14 protein-coding genes are annotated in these 17,341 nt (G+C 70.5%); 2 read left to right on the forward strand and 12 right to left on the reverse strand.

Annotated elements, in window-relative coordinates; translation table 11 throughout:
* The first annotated feature begins 285 nt into the window (after window positions 1–285).
* On the forward strand, window positions 286–687 hold the full coding sequence (locus DL519_RS47385) for a hypothetical protein (protein ID WP_223840368.1): 402 nt from the start codon (window positions 286–288) through the stop codon (window positions 685–687).
* 354 nt (window positions 688–1,041) lie between these two features.
* Here the strand turns inward: DL519_RS47385 and DL519_RS28405 are convergent, their stop codons facing one another.
* The 5 genes from DL519_RS28405 to DL519_RS28425 all read right to left on the reverse strand — a co-directional run bounded on the left by DL519_RS28405 (window position 1,042) and on the right by DL519_RS28425 (window position 9,467).
* The gene (locus DL519_RS28405) at window positions 1,042–2,268 is read right to left on the reverse strand and encodes a DNA polymerase III subunit delta' (RefSeq protein WP_190819297.1); all 1,227 of its coding nucleotides are present in this window, start codon (window positions 2,266–2,268) and stop codon (window positions 1,042–1,044) included.
* Between the two features lie 153 nt (window positions 2,269–2,421).
* Window positions 2,422–5,247, reverse strand: a complete 2,826-nt coding sequence (topA, locus tag DL519_RS28410) for a type I DNA topoisomerase (RefSeq protein ID WP_397544981.1) — start codon at window positions 5,245–5,247, stop codon at window positions 2,422–2,424.
* A 212-nt stretch (window positions 5,248–5,459) separates the two neighbouring features.
* Window positions 5,460–6,053 (reverse strand): hypothetical protein, encoded by a 594-nt coding sequence (locus DL519_RS28415; protein ID WP_223839644.1) that lies wholly within the window; start codon window positions 6,051–6,053, stop codon window positions 5,460–5,462.
* Between the two features lie 348 nt (window positions 6,054–6,401).
* Window positions 6,402–6,998 (reverse strand): hypothetical protein, encoded by a 597-nt coding sequence (locus DL519_RS28420; RefSeq protein ID WP_190819299.1) that lies wholly within the window; start codon window positions 6,996–6,998, stop codon window positions 6,402–6,404.
* A 162-nt stretch (window positions 6,999–7,160) separates the two neighbouring features.
* Complete coding sequence (locus DL519_RS28425) at window positions 7,161–9,467, reverse strand: sodium-translocating pyrophosphatase (protein WP_223840369.1); 2,307 nt, start codon at window positions 9,465–9,467, stop codon at window positions 7,161–7,163.
* Between the two features lie 511 nt (window positions 9,468–9,978).
* Here DL519_RS28425 and DL519_RS28430 point away from each other — a divergent pair.
* Entirely contained in the window at window positions 9,979–12,360 is a 2,382-nt protein-coding gene (locus DL519_RS28430) for a DEAD/DEAH box helicase (RefSeq protein WP_190819303.1), read from the forward strand.
* A 103-nt stretch (window positions 12,361–12,463) separates the two neighbouring features.
* Here the strand turns inward: DL519_RS28430 and DL519_RS28435 are convergent, their stop codons facing one another.
* The 7 genes from DL519_RS28435 to DL519_RS28465 form a co-directional block, all read right to left on the reverse strand.
* Window positions 12,464–13,258 (reverse strand): bifunctional DNA primase/polymerase, encoded by a 795-nt coding sequence (locus tag DL519_RS28435; RefSeq protein WP_190819305.1) that lies wholly within the window; start codon window positions 13,256–13,258, stop codon window positions 12,464–12,466.
* 196 nt (window positions 13,259–13,454) lie between these two features.
* Complete coding sequence (locus tag DL519_RS28440; protein WP_190819307.1) at window positions 13,455–13,802, reverse strand: Rv3654c family TadE-like protein; 348 nt, start codon at window positions 13,800–13,802, stop codon at window positions 13,455–13,457.
* Window positions 13,799–14,200 (reverse strand): TadE family type IV pilus minor pilin, encoded by a 402-nt coding sequence (locus tag DL519_RS28445; protein WP_190819309.1) that lies wholly within the window; start codon window positions 14,198–14,200, stop codon window positions 13,799–13,801. The genes DL519_RS28440 and DL519_RS28445 overlap by 4 nt, the downstream gene beginning before the upstream one ends.
* Window positions 14,200–14,409 carry a DUF4244 domain-containing protein gene (locus DL519_RS28450; RefSeq protein WP_168586194.1) on the reverse strand — a complete coding sequence of 70 codons (210 nt, stop codon included), beginning with the start codon at window positions 14,407–14,409 and terminating at the stop codon, window positions 14,200–14,202. The genes DL519_RS28445 and DL519_RS28450 overlap by 1 nt, the downstream gene beginning before the upstream one ends.
* 37 nt (window positions 14,410–14,446) lie before the next feature.
* A complete protein-coding gene (locus DL519_RS28455) occupies window positions 14,447–15,148 on the reverse strand; it encodes a type II secretion system F family protein (protein ID WP_190819311.1) in 702 nt (233 codons plus the stop codon).
* Window positions 15,145–15,945, reverse strand: coding sequence for a type II secretion system F family protein (locus DL519_RS28460; RefSeq protein ID WP_190819313.1), 801 nt, complete (start codon window positions 15,943–15,945; stop codon window positions 15,145–15,147). Before DL519_RS28460 ends, DL519_RS28455 begins: the two co-directional genes overlap by 4 nt.
* Window positions 15,939–17,108 carry a TadA family conjugal transfer-associated ATPase gene (locus DL519_RS28465; RefSeq protein ID WP_223840370.1) on the reverse strand — a complete coding sequence of 390 codons (1,170 nt, stop codon included), beginning with the start codon at window positions 17,106–17,108 and terminating at the stop codon, window positions 15,939–15,941. The genes DL519_RS28460 and DL519_RS28465 overlap by 7 nt, the downstream gene beginning before the upstream one ends.
* Window positions 17,109–17,341 lie beyond the last annotated feature (233 nt).

Here is a 17,341-nt window from a genome sequence, read left to right on the forward strand (position 1 = left end):
TCGTCGTTCACGGCCCCACTGCTTGGCGCTGGCCTGATCGGCGCTTGTCTTCGCTGGTGGCCGGGATTGACTCCGGGAAGATCCCACCTTCCGCCGGCGCACTGCGACAACTTCCTTCGCCACCTCGTCACCTTCGACTCGTTGGATCAGCAGTGATGCTTATCACGTGACCGGGAGGTTGCCGGAAGCGGGCAGTCCGCCGCTTCAGCGCCTGCACCACCGTCGGGTTGGCCTTCGCCGGGTTGTCGCTGCCCGCCGCCGATCTTGGACGCCGGCGTGCTGCGGATGGGCATCGGGGAGCTGCGGCACAACGTCGTCGGGACCGAGGTCCGGGCGGCGGCGAAGCTGTTCGATCTGCAGTTGCTCCGCGGCCATCCCGTTGGGCTCCCGACATCGCTGGTGCAGGTCTCCTTCGGCGAGCAGATCGTCCGCGCCTGCGCCCCGGAAGGCGGCGTGGACTGCTCGGGTACCGGCGCGGGCGCGGCGCCCCCGGCGGGCACCGGCCCGGCCGCCCACCAGCTCCGACCCGAACCTCTCGCGCTGACCAGTAGCTCGGCGTTCGTGGCCTACCTGGAGTGGGGCAGCCGGATGGCGCTGGTCCTCTCGCAGCCCGACGCCCGCCCGAACCCCGAGGAACCGATGCCCCGCTGGGGCTGGGGCGAGGTCCGCCCCTGGCAACCGCCCTGATCCTGCTGGAGCTCCGCGAGTGTTTTCGGGGATATAGAGCCTGTTTCGGATGTGACGGGACGTGGTCGCAGTAGGGCGGTGTGCGTCTTCGAATCGGCGAAGCCGCCCGTCCACACCCCGCAGCTAGCGAAGCGAACAGGCCGTTCACTCCACACCACTGCAGTGCAAGGCCGGCGCGAAGCAGACGGAGCGAACGGACCGTTCACTTCACCTATCGAAGCGAACAGGCCGTTCGCTCCACACCAGCCAGCGAGGGCGCACCACTACGCGAAACGAGTTCCCAAATAGGCTCTACAGCGCCCAAAAGACTCAAGGACCCTCACCGGCCTGAACACATCATCGTCCACTGTGGAGTCATCCGGTGTAGAGAACGGCTAGCATTGCTTCGACCGCGATGATGGGCTTCACGTTCTGCGTCAGGGCTTCGCGGCACTCCAGGACCGCGTGGAGGCGGCGCAGCGCCGACTCCGACGTCCACTCCGCCGCCGCCTTCGCCACCGAACGTTCGAAGTCCGGGTGGTTCAGCGGGGCGGTCGAGCCCGCGCGGGTCACCAGCACGTCCCGGTAGAAACCCGCCAGGTCGACCAACGCCAGGTCCAGCGCGTCCCGCTGGGAGCGCGTGGCGCGCGACTTCTGGCGCTTCTCCAGTTCCTTCAGCGCCGCGTTCGCGCCGCGGGTGGCCGCCGCCGTGCCCTTGCCCGTGCCGCCCGCGCCCATCGCGGTCTTCAGCTCTTCCTTCTCGGCCTCGTTGCGGTCCTCGTTCGCGGTGACCGCTTCCGTCTCGGCCAGCTTCACCAGCCCGGTGGCCGCCGTGAACACGTCCGAGAACCGGCGCAGCCCCAGCGGAATGCGCAACACCGACTCGCGCCGCTCCCGCACCTCCTCGTCGGTCGCCAGCCGCCGCGCCCGGCCGATGTGGCCGCCACACACCGAAGCCGCCCACTGCGCGAGCTCCACGTCCACTCCATCGCGCTCGTGCAGCACCTCGGCGATCGCGCCGGACAACGGCGTGCGCAACTGCACGACGCGGCAGCGGGAGCGGATCGTGACGGACACGTCCTCCGGGTGGTCAGACGGCGCGCACAGCAGGAACACGGTCCTCGGCGGCGGCTCCTCCACCGCCTTGAGCAGGGCGTTCGCGGCGCCTTCCGTGAGCCGGTCGGAGTCTTCGATCAGCACGATGCGCCACTGGCCGGTGGTCGGCCGCCGCGCCGCGGCTTGCACGAGCGCCCGCATCTCCGCGACCGAGATCGACAGGCCTTCCGGCGCCACCAGCCGAACGTCCGCGTGGGTACCGTGCAGCACCGTCCGGCACGCCGAGCAGTGCCCGCAGCCCGGCTGCTCGGGGTCCGAGCACTGCAGTGCCGCGGCGAAGGCCCGGGCGGCGGTAGAGCGGCCCGATCCGGGCGGCCCGGTGAACAGCCACGCGTGCGTCATCGATCCCGGCGGGATCGGCTCACCCCGCGCCTGGAGGTGGGCGGCGCGCACTGCGGCGAACAGCGTCCGCACCGCGTCGGGCTGACCGACGACCTCCGCCCACACGCCGGTCTTCGGCTGCCCCGGAGCGTCGGTCTGCGTCACGTCGCCTCCAGTACTTCGCGGACACCCAGACTGTACGGGGCGGCACCGACCGGCCTCGCCGCCAGTTCGCCAACGGGGCCGTGAGTCTTTGGGCGGCCTATGCCGATGGCAACCCAAAGGACTCACGGCCCCGGGATCAGCTGAACGGCGGGATCACGCCGACTTCGAAGAGGAACTCGCCCGCTTCTTGGCCGCCGTGCTCTTCGTCGCCGTGCTCTTGGCCGCCGTGCTCTTCGTCCCAGTGGTCTTCGTCGCGGTGGTCTTCTTGGCTGGCGCCTTCTTCTTCGCCGGGGCCTTGGCGCGCCGCTCCGCGAGCAGTTCCACCGCGCGGTCCATGGTCAACGACTCGACGTCATCGCCCTTGCGCAGCGACGCGTTGGTCTCGCCGTCCGTGACGTACGGACCGAACCGGCCGTCCTTGATCACCAGCGGCTTGCCGGTGTCCGGCGCCTCGCCGAGCTCCCGCAGCGGCGCCGCGGCCGCCCGCCGACCCCGCTGCTTGGGCTGCTCGTAGATCTTGAGCGCCTCCTCCAGCGTGATCGAGAAGATCTGGTCCTCGGTCTCCAGCGAGCGCGAGTCCGTGCCCTTCTTCAGGTACGGGCCGTAGCGGCCGTTCTGCGCCGTGATCTCGTTGCCGGACTCCGGGTCCTTGCCCACCACGCGCGGCAGCGACAGCAGCTTCAGCGCGTCGTCGAGCCTCACGGTATCCAGCGACATGTGCTTGAACAGGCTGCCAGTGCGGGGCTTGCTCTTGCTGCCCTCGGGCAGGATCTCGGTGACGTACGGCCCGAACCGGCCTTCCTTCGCGACCACCTCGTTCCCCGACTCCGGGTCGGTGCCCAGGCTGCGGCCCTCCATCGGGGTCGCGAACAGCTTCTCCGCGATCTCCACGGTGAGCTCGTCCGGCGGCAGGTCGTCCGGCAGGTTCGCGCGCTGCGACGAGCCGTCGCCCAGCGTCCGCTCCAGGTAGGGGCCGTAGCGGCCGACCCGCACGTAGACGGTGCGGTCTTCGTCGTCGTTGAACATCGGGATGGAGTTGATCTCCCGCGGGTCGATCTCCTCGACCCCGGAACCGACCAGCTTCTTCAGGCCGCCGGCCCGGCCGATCGAGTCCTCCGGGCCGATGTCGCCGCCGAAGTAGAACCCGGACAGCCATCGGGTGCGCTGCTGGCGCCCCTCGGCGATGCGGTCCAGTTCGTCCTCCAGCGCGGCCGTGAAGTCGTAGTCCACCAGCCGGCCGAAGTGCTTCTCCAGCAGGCCGACCACGGCGAAGGCGATCCACGACGGGACCAGGGCGGAGCCCTTCTTCCACACGTAGCCGCGCTCCTGCACGGTGCTGATGATCGACGCGTAGGTCGACGGGCGGCCAATGCCCAGCTCTTCCAGCGTCTTGACCAGGCTGGCTTCGGTGAAGCGCGGCGGCGGGTTGGTGGTGTGCCCGTCCGGCGACAGCTCCGGCGCGGTGACCGACTGGTCCTGCACCAGCTGCGGCAGCCGCGACTCGGCGTCGTCGGCGACCCCACCGGCCTCCGAGTCGACCGCCTCGACGTAGGCCTTCAGGAATCCGGCGAAGGTGATCGTGCGGCCGGACGCGGCGAAGGTGCACTCCTCGCCGCTGGAGGCGGTGCCGGTGATGCGCACCGACAGCGTGGTCCCCTTCGCGTCGGCCATCTGGGAGGCGATGGTCCGCTGCCAGATCAGCTCGTAGAGCTTGTAGCCGTCGACGTCGTTACGCAGCTCGGCCGCGACCTCGCCCGGGGTGCGGAAGCTCTCGCCCGCCGGGCGGATCGCCTCGTGCGCCTCCTGGGCGTTCTTGACCTTGCGGTTGTACTGGCGCGGCTGCGGCGGCAGGTACCGCTCGCCGTACAGGTCGCGGGCCTGGTTGCGCGCCGCCGTGATCGCCGTCTCGGACAGCGTCGTCGAGTCGGTACGCATGTACGTGATGTAACCGTTCTCGTACAACCGCTGCGCCGTGCGCATCGTCCGGTCGGCCGAGAAACGCAGCTTTCGGCTGGCTTCCTGCTGCAGCGTGGAGGTCATGAACGGCGCGTACGGCTTCCGCGTGTACGGCTTCTCCTCGACGCTGGACACGTGCAACTGCGCGTCGGTGAGCGCGGCGGCGAGGCTGCGGGCCTCCTGCTCGGTCAGCACCCGCGTGTCGGGGTTCTTGAGCTGCCCGTCCGGGCCGAAGTCGCGGCCGGTGGCCAACTTCGCGCCGTCCACGTTCACCAGGCGTGCACCGAAGCGCCGCGGCGAGGCGTCCGGGCCGGCATCCATCGTCGCGGAGATGTCCCAGTACTCGGCCGGGACGAACCTGATCCGCTCGCGCTCCCGCTCGACCACGATCCGGGTCGCCACCGACTGCACCCGGCCCGCCGACAGCTTCGGCATGACCTTCTTCCACAGCACCGGGCTGACCTCGTAGCCGTACAGCCGGTCCAGGATGCGGCGGGTCTCCTGCGCGTCCACCAGGTCGTGGTCCAGGTCGCGCGGGTTGGCGGCGGCCGCCTGGATCGCCGACTCGGTGATCTCGTGGAACACCATCCGGCGAACCGGCACCTTCGGCTTCAGCGTCTCCAGCAGGTGCCAGGCGATCGCCTCGCCCTCGCGGTCACCGTCCGTCGCGAGATAGAGCTCGTCGACCTGCTTGAGCGCGTCCTTCAGCTCGGTGACCGTCGACTTCTTGTCCGAGCTCACCAGGTACAGCGGCTCGAAGTCGTTGTCGACGTCGACGCCCAGCCGGGCCCACGCCTGCCCCTTGTACTTCTCGGGCACGTCCTTGGCGTTCTTCGGCAGGTCCCGGATGTGCCCGCGAGAAGACTCGACGATGAAGTTCGAGCCCAGGTAGGAGGCGATCTTCTTGGCTTTCGCCGGCGACTCGACGATCACCAAGCGCCGGCTCGCGGAGCCAGCCCCGTTGGGGGACCCCGAAGCCCGGCCGGTCCCGCCGGCCTTCTTCGTCCGTGTCGACCCAGCCACGCTTACCTGCTCTCTTCTTCCGGAGGCTTCCGCTGCACCCGGTGCTACCCGACAAGTTCCTCAGTGTGCCCCTTGTGCGCTAGTTCGCAGCGCGCAGGGAAGGCACAGGGTTGCACATAACACGCTAAGACTCGTCAACGTCTTCTTGTACGAACGTATCGGGTGACTGCGGTGTTCCGTTGCGTGACCTGGCGTGATGTGCGTCAACCCGGTCAGGACACCAGGGGCCACGTTCGCTCGATCGCACCATCGGGAGTCGGGCCGACGAGCTCGGCGAGGCGGGCCAACCGGCGACGACCGGCGACGCGCAGCGCAGGGCCACCGGCACGCGGGCCGACCGGCTTGGCCGGGAGGCCACAGCCAAGCAGCGCCGCGGCCAGCGGCGCGTGCGTGTCGGGCGCGTGCGGATCGAGCCCGAGGCGGTAGCCGGAGGGCTCGCCGTAGCCGGCGGTCAGCGCCCAGATACGGAGGGCGGCGCCGTCCGGGACGAAGTCCGGCGGGACGGATTTCACGGCGCCGCGCAGCCAGTGCGCGGCGAGGCCGGTGAGGTCCGAGCGGAAGGCGGTGCGGATCAGCGGTCGGCCCTCGTCGGAGCGGCCGAGCTCGGCTTCCACGCCGCGTTCGGCGCAGGCCGCGACCAGGGAGCGGGCGCGCCATTCGGCGTCGACCACCACGGACAGCCGGGCCGCGGTGCCGCGGCCGAAGCCGACCGCCTGCCCGGGGCCGCACAGCATGCCCGCGAGGTCGGCGATGTCTGGCTGCCGCGCCTCGGCCGAGTAGAAGGACAGCTGGTCCACGGCCCGCATGCTAGAACGGTAGTTCGACTTTGGCCAGCACATCCATCCGTATGCGCAAGGGTCTACCGCAGTTTCAATTGAAACTGTCAGCAGGTTTGTTCACCGCCGAACTGGCTCGGCATCGGGGTTGCGAGTTGGAGCGAACGGCCCGTTCGCTTCACGAGGAGCCTGTTGCGTTTTCGGCGAAAACGGCTGAACCGAAGTACCAAATCAGTCTCGATCGCCGCCGTTTGTCCGCCAGTGGCCATCTCAGCCGTGATCGATCGATCACGGTCCGTGGTGGGCGTAATTTTGCAACAGGCTCCGAGTCGAGGTGAACAGGCCGTTCGCTGCACCCAACCAGCCCAGCGGCGGGTCTCAGCCCGGGGGCTGCTGCTGGGGCTGGGCGAAGAACTGCTTGCAATCCGGCGCCTGCTCGGCGGCGGTCTTGAGCTCCTCGTTGTGATCCAGCCGCTCCAGCTTGTCCTGGAGGTTCAGCTGCTGGCCCTTCTGCAGCTCCTGCTGCACGCCGGTCATGCCCTCCTGGAACCGCTGTTCGTTGGTCGGGTCGATCTGCTTCGCCTTGTCGCCCGCCCCCTGCAGGAGGTCGCGGACCTGCGTGAAGCCCTGCTGGAAACCCTCGTTGACCTGGTCCGCGCCCGCGATCGGCGACGGGCCCAGGCCCTTCAGGCCCTGGATGGTGCCATCGGCGGAGCCCACCGCCGAGTCGATTCGTTCGATCACCGTTTTCTTGAGCGTGGCCGTGTTCGTCTTGTCCACGGGCGGGAGCTGCTTCTGGGAAGCGGAGAAGCCGCCCACCAGACCGCACATCCGGCCCACCCACGCAACCCCCTCCGGGCTCGGGGCGGCGGCCTTCGGGGGCGGCGCCGGGGCCGGGGCGGGGCCTGCCGCGCACCCGGCGAGCGCCAGCGGAACGGCCGCCAGCACCGCGATGGACGTCGAACGGATCTTCATGCGCACTCCTCGCAATGTTCGGAGTTGCCTTCGGCGTGCCGCCCGACTCTCCCCCACCGGCCGCCGCACGCCGGAAGCCGGGGTCGGCTACCCGCCGAAACCCCAGCTCATGGAAAGGGCGCCGCCCCCGCGGGGGCAGCGCCCTTCTCGATCGGCGCGGCGTCAGGGCGCGCCGTTGATCGCCTTGTCGTCGGACGGGGATGACTCCGCGATCGCCGTGGAGCGGCGCTTGGAGACCACGACCGCGGTGATGATCACCGCCACCGCGACGACCGCGATGACGTGCGCGACCACCGGGTTCGCGTCCGTGCCCACGGTGAAGGTCACCACGGCCGGCGCGATCAGCACCGACACCAGGTTCATCACCTTCAGCAGCGGGTTGATAGCCGGACCGGCGGTGTCCTTGAACGGGTCGCCGACGGTGTCGCCGATGACCGTCGCGGAGTGGGCCTCGGAGCCCTTGCCGCCGTGGTAGCCGTCCTCGACCAGCTTCTTCGCGTTGTCCCAGGCACCACCGGAGTTGGCCAGGAAGATGGCCATCAGGGTGCCGGTAGCGATGGCACCGGCGAGGTATCCGGCCAGCGGGCCGACGCCCAGGCCGAAGCCGACCGCGATCGGCGCCAGCACCGCAAGCAGACCCGGGGTGGCCAGTTCGCGCAGCGAGTCGCGGGTGCAGATGTCGACGACCTTGCCGTACTCGGGGCGTTCCGAGCCGTCCATGATCCCGGGCTTGTCCCGGAACTGCCGCCGCACCTCGTAGACCACGGCGCCGGCCGCGCGGGACACCGCGTTGATCGCCAGGCCCGAGAAAAGGAACACCACGGACGCCCCGATGATCACGCCCACCAGCACGTCCGGCGCGTAGACGAAGAACTTGGAGGCGTCGATGTGGCCGGCCACATCGGCCAGCGCGGCACCGATCGCGTCCGTGTAGGACCCGAACAGCGCGGTCGCGGCAAGCACCGCCGTCGCGATCGCGATGCCCTTGGTGATCGCCTTGGTGGTGTTGCCGACGGCGTCCAACTCGGTGAGGATCTTCGCGCCCTCGCCCTCGACGTCGCCGGACATCTCGGCGATGCCCTGGGCGTTGTCGCTGACCGGGCCGAAGGTGTCCATCGCGACGATCACGCCGACGGTGGTCAGCAGACCGCAGCCGGCCAGCGCGACGGCGAACAGCGCCACCGGCAGCGAACCGGACAGCAGGAACGCGCCGAACACCGCCGCGCCGATGATCAGCCCGGTGTACACGGCGGACTCGAAGCCCACCGACAGACCGGACAGGATCACGGTGGCCGCGCCGGTCAGCGACGACTTGCCGACATCGCGCACCGGCCGGTGTTCGGTGGCGGTGAAGTAGCCGGTGAGCTTGAGGATGACCACCGCGAGCAGGATGCCGATGATCACTGCGACCAGCGCGATCAGCGCCGGGCTGCCGTGGGTGGCGCGGACGCTCTCGGAGACGCCGGTGAGCTCGGCGAACGTGCTGGGCAGGTACAGCATCGCCGCGATAGCGCAGAGCACCGCGGAGATGCCGGCCGAGATGTAGAACGACCTGTTGATCGCGGTCAGCGCGCTCTCGCCGGCGCGGGCCTTGGTGATGTAGACGCCGATCACCGCCGTGATCACGCCCAGGGCGGGCACGATCAGCGGAAACAGCAGGCCGTGCTGGCCGAACGCGGCGGTGCCCAGGATCAGCGAGGCGACCAGGGTGACCGCGTAGGACTCGAACAGGTCGGCCGCCATGCCGGCGCAGTCGCCGACGTTGTCCCCGACGTTGTCGGCGATCGTGGCGGCGTTGCGCGGGTCGTCCTCCGGGATGTTCTGCTCGACCTTGCCGACCAGGTCGGCACCCACGTCGGCGGCCTTGGTGAAGATGCCGCCGCCGACTCGCATGAACATCGCCAGCAGGGCGGCGCCGAAGCCGAAGCCCTCCAGCACGCGCGGGGCGCCGCCGGCGTAGACCAGCACCACCAGCGCGGCGCCGAACAAGCCGAGGCCGACGGTGATCATGCCGACCACGCCGCCGGTGCGGAACGCGACCCGCATCGCCTTCTCGCGCCCCTCACCCGCCTCGCGGGCTGCCGCCGCGACGCGGACGTTCGCACGGGTGGACAGCCACATGCCGAGGTAGCCGATGGTGGCCGAGAAAGCGGCGCCGAACAGGAAGAAGATCGATCGGCCGATCATCTCGCCGGTGCTCTCCGCTGGCAGCGCGAACAGCACCAGGAACACGATCACCGCGAAGATCGCCAGTGTGCGGAACTGCCGGTTCAGGTAGGCCGACGCGCCTTCCTGGACGCCCTTGGCGATGTCCTGCATCTTGGCCGTGCCTTGGCCGGCGGACAGCACCTCCTTGATCAGGACGTAGCCGAAGGCCAGGGCGGCCAGGGCGATCACCATGACCACGCCGACGACGACGTAGTCGGCGCCGCCGAGTTCGATACCGGTGGCTTGCTGGGCGAGGTCCATCCGGGTATGCGAGCTCGGTGGTGCAGCGCCCTGGGCCCAGCCGTGCTGGACCGGGGTGAGCAGGGACATCCGTCCTCCTGGGTTGTGCTCGGTTCAGCACCGGAACCCGGAAAGCTCGACCGGGATTCGATGCGCGGTAGGCGGCCCCGCCCGGTACGGCCGGTGATCTGTCGCTGGCCGTCCGTGGCGACGTCGTGGCTCGGGAGTCTATTCAGGCCACGAGTGGCTTACCTCACGGTGTGATACGCAACTCGTCCCGCCGTGGGGTTCCGTTACTAAATAATCGATTCAGATGGGTACTTGATCACCCAATTGGGCAAAGTTCGATTTGGCCCAATCGGGTGAGATAAGGTAAAGGACACGACTCCGACGGTCCACTGTGTCGCGGCCGCCGCCAGCGCTCCGGCCCGAAACTGCAGAAAGAACCATCCGATCGAGCGATACCGACACGTATGCAGGAACCGGGAACGCGTGCAGAGGACGCGATCGGCACTGTGCAAGGCTCGCTTCTGTGCGCGCAGCGGACGAGGACAAGGGGCGGCGGTTGCTCGACCGCGCCGTAGCCGGCATACCGGCCGACGAAACACCGGTGCGCCACGTCGAGCACCTGACGGCCCGCCCGGCACGGACCGCCGACTGGCCGAAGTGGACCCCGCCGCGGCTGGTGGACGCGCTCCGTGACCGCGGTGCGCGGGAGCCGTGGGTGCACCAGGCCGAAGGAGCCGAAGCGGTCTGGGCGGGCGAGAACGTGGTGGTCGCGACCGGCACCGCCTCCGGCAAGTCGCTGGTCTACCAGCTGCCGGTGCTGTCCAAGCTGCTCGACGATGACCGGGCGACCGCGCTCTACCTCGCCCCCACCAAAGCGCTCGGCGCCGACCAGCTGCGCACGATCGACGAGCTCGGCATGCGGGAGGTCCGGGCGGCGAGCTACGACGGCGACACCCCGCAGGTGGAGCGGGACTGGGTGCGCGCGCACGGTCGGTGGATCTTCACCAACCCGGACATGCTGCATTACGGCGTGCTGCCCGGTCACAGCCGGTGGGCGCGGTTCTTCCGGCGACTCAGCCACATCGTGGTCGACGAGTGCCACACCTACCGCGGAGTGTTCGGCTCGCACGTCGCGCTGCTGCTGCGCCGCCTGCGCCGCGTCGCGCAGCACTACGGCGCGGATCCGGGTTTCGTGCTCGCCTCGGCGACCGTGTCCGACCCGGCATCGCTGGCCGCGCGCCTGACCGGTGTCTCCTGCCGCGCCGTGACCGACGACGGATCGCCGCGCGGGGCCCGGACGATCGCCTTCTGGGAACCGCCGCTGCTCGGCGAGATCATCGGCGAGAACGGCGCTCCGGTGCGCCGGGCGGCCGGCACCGAGGCGGCGCGCATCATGACCGAGCTGGTCATCGAGGACGCCCGGACGTTGGCGTTCATCCGGTCCCGGCGCGGGGTGGAGCTGGCTGCGCTGTCCGCGCAGCGTGCGCTGTCCGATGTGGACGAATCGTTGGCCCAGAAGGTCGCCGCCTACCGCGGCGGGTACCTGCCCGAGGACCGCCGCGAGCTGGAGCGCTCCCTGCTGTCGGGCGAGCTCCGCGCGGTGGCCACCACCAACGCGCTGGAGCTCGGCGTCGACATCTCCGGCCTCGACGCCGTCGTGGTCGCCGGATATCCCGGCACCCTCGCGTCCTTCTGGCAGCAGGCCGGACGAGCCGGGCGGGACGGCGAGGGCGCCCTGGTGGTCTTCGTCGCGCGGGACGATCCGCTGGACACCTACCTGGTGCACCACCCGCCCGCCATTCTCGATCGGCCGGTCGAGGCGACGGTGCTCGACCCGACCAACCCGTACGTGCTCGAACCGCACCTGGCCTGCGCCGCCGCCGAGCTGCCGCTCGACGAGGACTCCTTCGACGTCTTCGGCGGCGAGCCCGCCCGCCGGGCCGTGGAAGCGCTCACCGCGGACGGGGTGCTGCGCAAGCGCCCGCACGGCTGGTTCTGGACCTCCCGCGAGCGTCCACATCGGAACGTCGAACTGCGGGGCGCCGGTGGGCACCCGATCGCCGTCGTGGAGGGCGAATCCGGGCGGATGCTCGGCACCGTGGACCCGGACTCGGCCTGCGGGACTGTGCACCCCGGCGCGGTGTACCTGCACCGCGGCGAGTCCTTCGTGGTGGACGAGCTGGACCTGGAGACCGGAATCGCCCTGGTGCACCAGGAGAGCCCGGATTGGACGACCTCACCGCGCAACGTCGTGGACATCTCGGTGCTGCGGACGATCGAGCGGCACGACACCGAACGCGGCGTCACGGTTTGTCTCGGCGAGGTGGAGGTCACCTCGCAGGTCGTCGGCTACCTGCGGAAACGGCCCTCCGGCGAGGTGCTGGACCAGGTTCCGCTGGACCTCCCCGCACAGACCCTGCTGACCCGGGCGGTCTGGTACACGGTCGGCGACGAGCTGTTGGTGGGCAGCACGCCGGGGGGCGCCGGGCTGGATCCGGCGCTCGTCCCCGGCGCGCTGCATGCCGCCGAGCACGCGGCGATCGGTCTGCTGCCGCTGTTCGCGACCTGCGATCGATGGGACATCGGCGGGGTTTCCACCGCGTTGCATGCCGACACCGGGGAGGCAACGGTGTTCGTGCACGACGGTCATCCGGGAGGGGCCGGATTCGCTGATCGCGGTTATGCCGCATTGGTCCCATGGTTGGCCGCGACGCGGGAAGCGATCGCTTCCTGCGACTGCCCGGCTGGGTGCCCGTCCTGCGTCCAGTCGCCGAAGTGCGGGAACGGCAACGAACCGCTGGACAAGGCGGGGGCGGTGGCTGTTCTCGACGCGGTGTCGACCGCGCTCGGGGGAAGCGCCGCTGGATCGGCTGGGCTCCACGACGACCGTCCACAAGAGAGCTGAGCACGAAGGGCTGGTGCGTGCTCGAAAAAGGCGTGTCCGGTCGTACTGGGAAGCCCTGGGCGCGGATGCCGATCCGTTCGACGCCTGCGCGGTCGGCAGGTGGTCACCTGCCCGCTGCGAGGAGTTCCGCCACGTTCTCCGGATTGCTGTTGTCAAGGAGTTCAAGACTCGTGCAGAACGCCTTCTGCACGAAGTCGGAGCCGGGCAGCTGCCAGGCGCACACCTCGGGCTTGACCCGCCAGTGCACCGCACCGCCCCGGTAGGCCGTCGGGGGCATGGGCACCCAACTTCCGTTGCCGTGCAAGCGGATTTCATCTTGCTCGGCCAGTTCGGGGTAGAGCTCGCCGCCGCTGGACATCAGGAAGTACCAGCGGCCGTTCGGGGTGGCGACGATCGGCACGGGGAAGCCGAGTTCGCGCAGCACCGAAGCGGCCCGGCGGCCGAGGTCCGCGTCGACCTCGATGGCGTCCACCGTGGTGCCGGTGGCGATCAGCAGGCCGTACGGCCGCTCCGACCACCAGGACGTGACCTCGTCGGGGTTGGTGCCGAGCCGGTCCTGCCAGTCGCGGTAGACCGGCACCAGGCCGTTCTCCTGCCGTCCGCGACGGCCGATCCAGACATCTTCTTCGGGATAAGTTCCGGGCAGCACCGGCCAACCGCGCGAGGCGAATCCGATCGCCTGCACGCGAAGTTCGATCCGGCTGCTGGTCAACCCGGCCGGGTGGGCCGGGATGCCGCGGAAGGCGTTGGGCCACCTGTCCGCCGACCGTTGCATTTGCTCCGCCTCCTCGTTCCACAGTGGGCGCCGGACCGGCGGCTCGGGGTCGCCTCCGGAATCACCTTCGGCAGCCGCCTGGTTCTCGACCTCGTTGTCGTGAACCTTGGGTCTTGCGCTCACACAACTAATCAACGTCATTCGACCCCGCCGAGTACACCCCCCAGTCGACGACCGGTAGCTCAGCCGCGACGAACGCTCCCAGCCGAACACGAGCACCGAATAGATCATCCTGGTGAGCGACACCGGAACGACCGCTCCCAATGGTGATTTCGGAGCTGCTCGACCGTTCGCCGACCGCTCATCGCAGCCGGGCCGATCAGTCGTCGGTCGTCCCGGCACGGGCCCGTGCGCTGGCTTTCCGCCCGCCCGGGACGAACGCGGGAAGATCGGTTCGCACTGCCACGAGGGCATCCCATCCGTCCATCGTGCATTCAGCTATCTCGACCCGCATCCCGCTCGCGACCTGGTTCGCCCGTTCGCATGCGAGCTGCTGCCCGTGCGGCGCGTACGCCGCCGCGGCCAGCGCCGCGAGGTCCGCCGCTCCTTCGGCCCGGTGACGGGCAATGGTGACCGCGCCCAACTGCAGGACGAACCACAGCAGGGCGAGCAAGGCCATCGAGAGCACTGCCGAAAGCACGGTTGCCGTGCCCCGATCGCCGTTCATCGCGCCACCAGCCCTTCGACCCCCGGTTCCAGCACCGCCACCGCGCGTGCGCGCAGCGACTGGCCGGGCAGGAACCCGCCGGGCAGCGGCGCACTCACCTCGGTGCTGACCTGATCGCCCTCGACCAGCACCGACAGCGACGCGCCGGCCGGGGCGATGCGGCCGACCGCCTCGTCCGCGCGGGGCCGGTCGCCGCGCGCCACCAGCCGCGCGGCCTCGACCGCCGCGTCGGTGCAGCGGAGATGGCCGATCAGCGCGCCGGCTCCAGTCAAGATCAACGCGAACACCGCGATCACCGAGCAGATGCCCAGCGCCGCCTCGACCGTCACCGCCCCGGCATCGCGGCCGGTCGTTCCGGCGCCAGGCGCAACGACCGGCGCCGGAACCACCTCCGCCATCAGACACCGCCGCCTTCCAGCCCGCGGGCGATGAGCCCAGCCAGTGCGTCCTTGACCGAATCACCGGTCACGACGCTGTAGAGCAGCGAAGCGAACGCCACCGCGGCGACAGTCCCCACCGCGTATTCGGCAGTGCTCATGCCTCCGTCGCCGTGCAGCAGCGTGCGGAGCCGGCGCGTTGCCGTCCACCGGTTTGTTCGGGTACTCATTTCGATCGACCCCTTCCAATACTTGTCCACAATGGATTTACAAGGGCACCGCGAGGCGGTGCACCATGCCGACCGCCACGGGGAGCACCCCGAGGCACAGGAACGCGGGCAGGAAGCACAGGCCCAGCGGTGCCGAGATCCACACCGTTGCACGCTGGGCGCGTGCTTGGGCCTGCTCGGCGACCGTGGCTCGCGCGTGGCTTGCGATCTCGCCAGCAACGTCCGCCAGCGCGCTGCCGGTCCGGGCGGTCCGCCGGGCCGCACGTGCGAGCTCCGCGGTGTCCGGGTTCCGCAAGGCCGGTTCCCAGCCGGTTGCAGCGTCCGAACCCAGCGCGAGGTGATCGGCGACCTCACGCAGCGTTCGGCAGGCCGAACCGGTGAGCTCGTCGGCCACGGCCCGCACGATCACCGGCACCGGCAGCCCGGCTCGCATGCCGGCGGCCAGCAGGTCCCAGCCCGCCGCCAGCGCCAGCGGATCCGTTCGGTCGCGTCGCCGGTCGGCCGCCGCGGACCACCGACGCACGGCGAAGGCGGCGGCCAGGCCGATCAAGATCCCGCCGACCGGACCCGCCACCTGCACCGCACCGGCCCCGACCGCCAGCGGGAGCATCCAGGCCACAATGGACGGTGCCGTCCGGCTCCGCCCCGGCGATCGCGGGCCGAGCGCTCGCAGCCGCGCGCGCGCCGAACTCGCCGGGACGAGCAGCAGTGCCACCGCCGCGAGCAGCAGCTCGATCACGGCTGCACCACCGCCCTGGTCAGGCGCAACGTCCAGCCGACCCCGGCGCACAGCAAGGCCACCCCGACCAGCAGGAGCAGTTGCCCGAGCAATCCGCCGGTCAGCACGGTGATCGGTCCTGCCCCGACCGCCTCGCCGAACAGCAGCCCGAAGAGCGGCAGCCCGGCGAGCACAGCGGCCGTCGACCGCGGACCAGCCATCTTCGCTTCGACGTCCCGGCGGAACGCCGCGCGCCGTTCGACGTCGCCGCGCACCGCATCGAGCAAGTCTGCCAATGCGACGCCGTGCCGCTCCGCGAGTGCCCAGGCCCTCGCCATCCGACCCAGTGGCTCACGCAGTTCGGCGGCCCCGTCGTGCGCTTCGAGAACCGTCGCGACTTCGCCGCCGAGCCGAACCGTGGTGGCCATGTCCTGGAACACCTGACCAACCGCCGGGCCCGACTCCGCCGCCGCTCCCTCGGCCGCGGCGGCCGGGTGGGCACCGGCGCGCAGCTGCGCCACCAACAGCCGAAGTCCGGCGGTCAGCTCGTCGGCCTGCTTCAGCCGCTGGCGCCAGTCCCGCTGCGATCGCCAGTACTTCACTCCGAGCAACGACAGGGCAATTCCCGCGCACGATCCAACGGGACCAGCGAAACCCCAGCCCGCCACTGCGACTGCCGGAATCGCGAGCAGCCGCGCCACCCGACGGAGTGGGAGCCCCGGAACGTGCGCCGGCGCGGCGAGGAGCCGTTCGCGGGCCCGGATCTCCGGCCAGCACAGGACGGCCGCAGCCAGCACGTTTAGCGCGTGGATCAGCACGGCAAGGCACCTCCCCTCGCCTCCAGCAGCGCCGCCAAGGCATCCCTGCCCGGCCCCCAGCCGCTTTCGGCCTGCCAGGCCGGGAGCACCTCGACCAGGTCGCCGTCCCGGCGCAGCACGCCGATGCCAGCGAGATGCCTGCCTCGCCGGGCGCTCCGCCGAACGTGCAGCACCACCTGCACGGCCGCGGCCAGCTGGCTGTGCAGTGCCGCGCGCGGCAGTCCGCCGAGCGCGGCGAGTGCCTCCATCCGGGCCGGGACCTCTTGCGGCGAGTTGGCGTGCAGCGTGCCACCGCCCCCGTCGTGCCCGGTGTTCAGCGCGGCGAGCAGCTGGCGGACTTCGCCGCCGCGCACCTCGCCGACGATGAGCCGGTCCGGCCGCATGCGCAGCGCCTGCCGGACGAGGTCCCGGACCTGGATCTCCCCCGCGCCTTCGACGTTCGCTGGGCGGGTGAGCAACCGGACCACGTGCGGATGCCGCGGGTAGAGCTCGGCGGCCTCCTCGACGCACACGATGCGCTCGGACTCCGCGACCTCCCCCAGCATCGCCGCCAGCAGCGTCGTCTTGCCGCTGGCGGTACCGCCTACCACCAGGAACGCCAGCCTGGCGGCCACGATCTCGCGCAGCATCGCTGCGGTCGGCCCGTCGAAGGCTCCGGAGCTCCGCAGCGCATCGAGGTCATGCGCGGCAGGGCGCAGCACGCGCAGCGAGATGCAGGTGCCCTCGCCCGCGACCGGCGGCAGCACGGCATGCAACCGCACCGGCCCGGACGCGCTCTCCTGCGGCAACCAGGCGTCGACCCACGGCTGGGCGTCGTCCAGCCGACGGCCGCTGGCAACGGCGAGCCGCTGTGCGAGACGGCGCACCGCATCCTCGTCGGCGAAGCGCACCGCCGCCCGCGCAAGCCCGTCGCCCCGGTCCACCCAGACCTTGTTCGGCGCGGTGACGAGCACATCGGAAACCGCCGGATCGCGCAGCAGCGGCTCCAGCACTCCGGCACCGCGGAATTCCTGCTGCACCAGGCGAAGCGCGGCTAGGACGTCGGCGTCGGCGACCAGCCCGCCGGACTCCTCCCGCACCGCGGACGCGACGGCTGCCGAGGTCAGCGTGGCACCGCTGCCGACCAGCCGGTTGCGCACCCGCTCCAGCAGTTCGCCGTCGATCGCATCGGCCACAGTGGACTCCGCTGGCGCCGCGCCGGCGATCTGATCGATTTCCAGGACACGACTAATGGACATGACTGACCCACTTCCGTTCTGGTGGAGCACCGAATAGAGCTGCTTCCCGCACCGGCCGACCGGCTGGTGCGAACCTTCCAAGCCCGCGCTCGAGCTCGGTGCAGTCGCGACGAGACCGTCGCCGCGCCAGTACCGAAGCTGCAGGCACCTCCGAAGGC

Origin of the sequence: Saccharopolyspora pogona (assembly GCF_014697215.1) — a bacterium.
GTDB lineage: Bacteria > Actinomycetota > Actinomycetes > Mycobacteriales > Pseudonocardiaceae > Saccharopolyspora > Saccharopolyspora hattusasensis.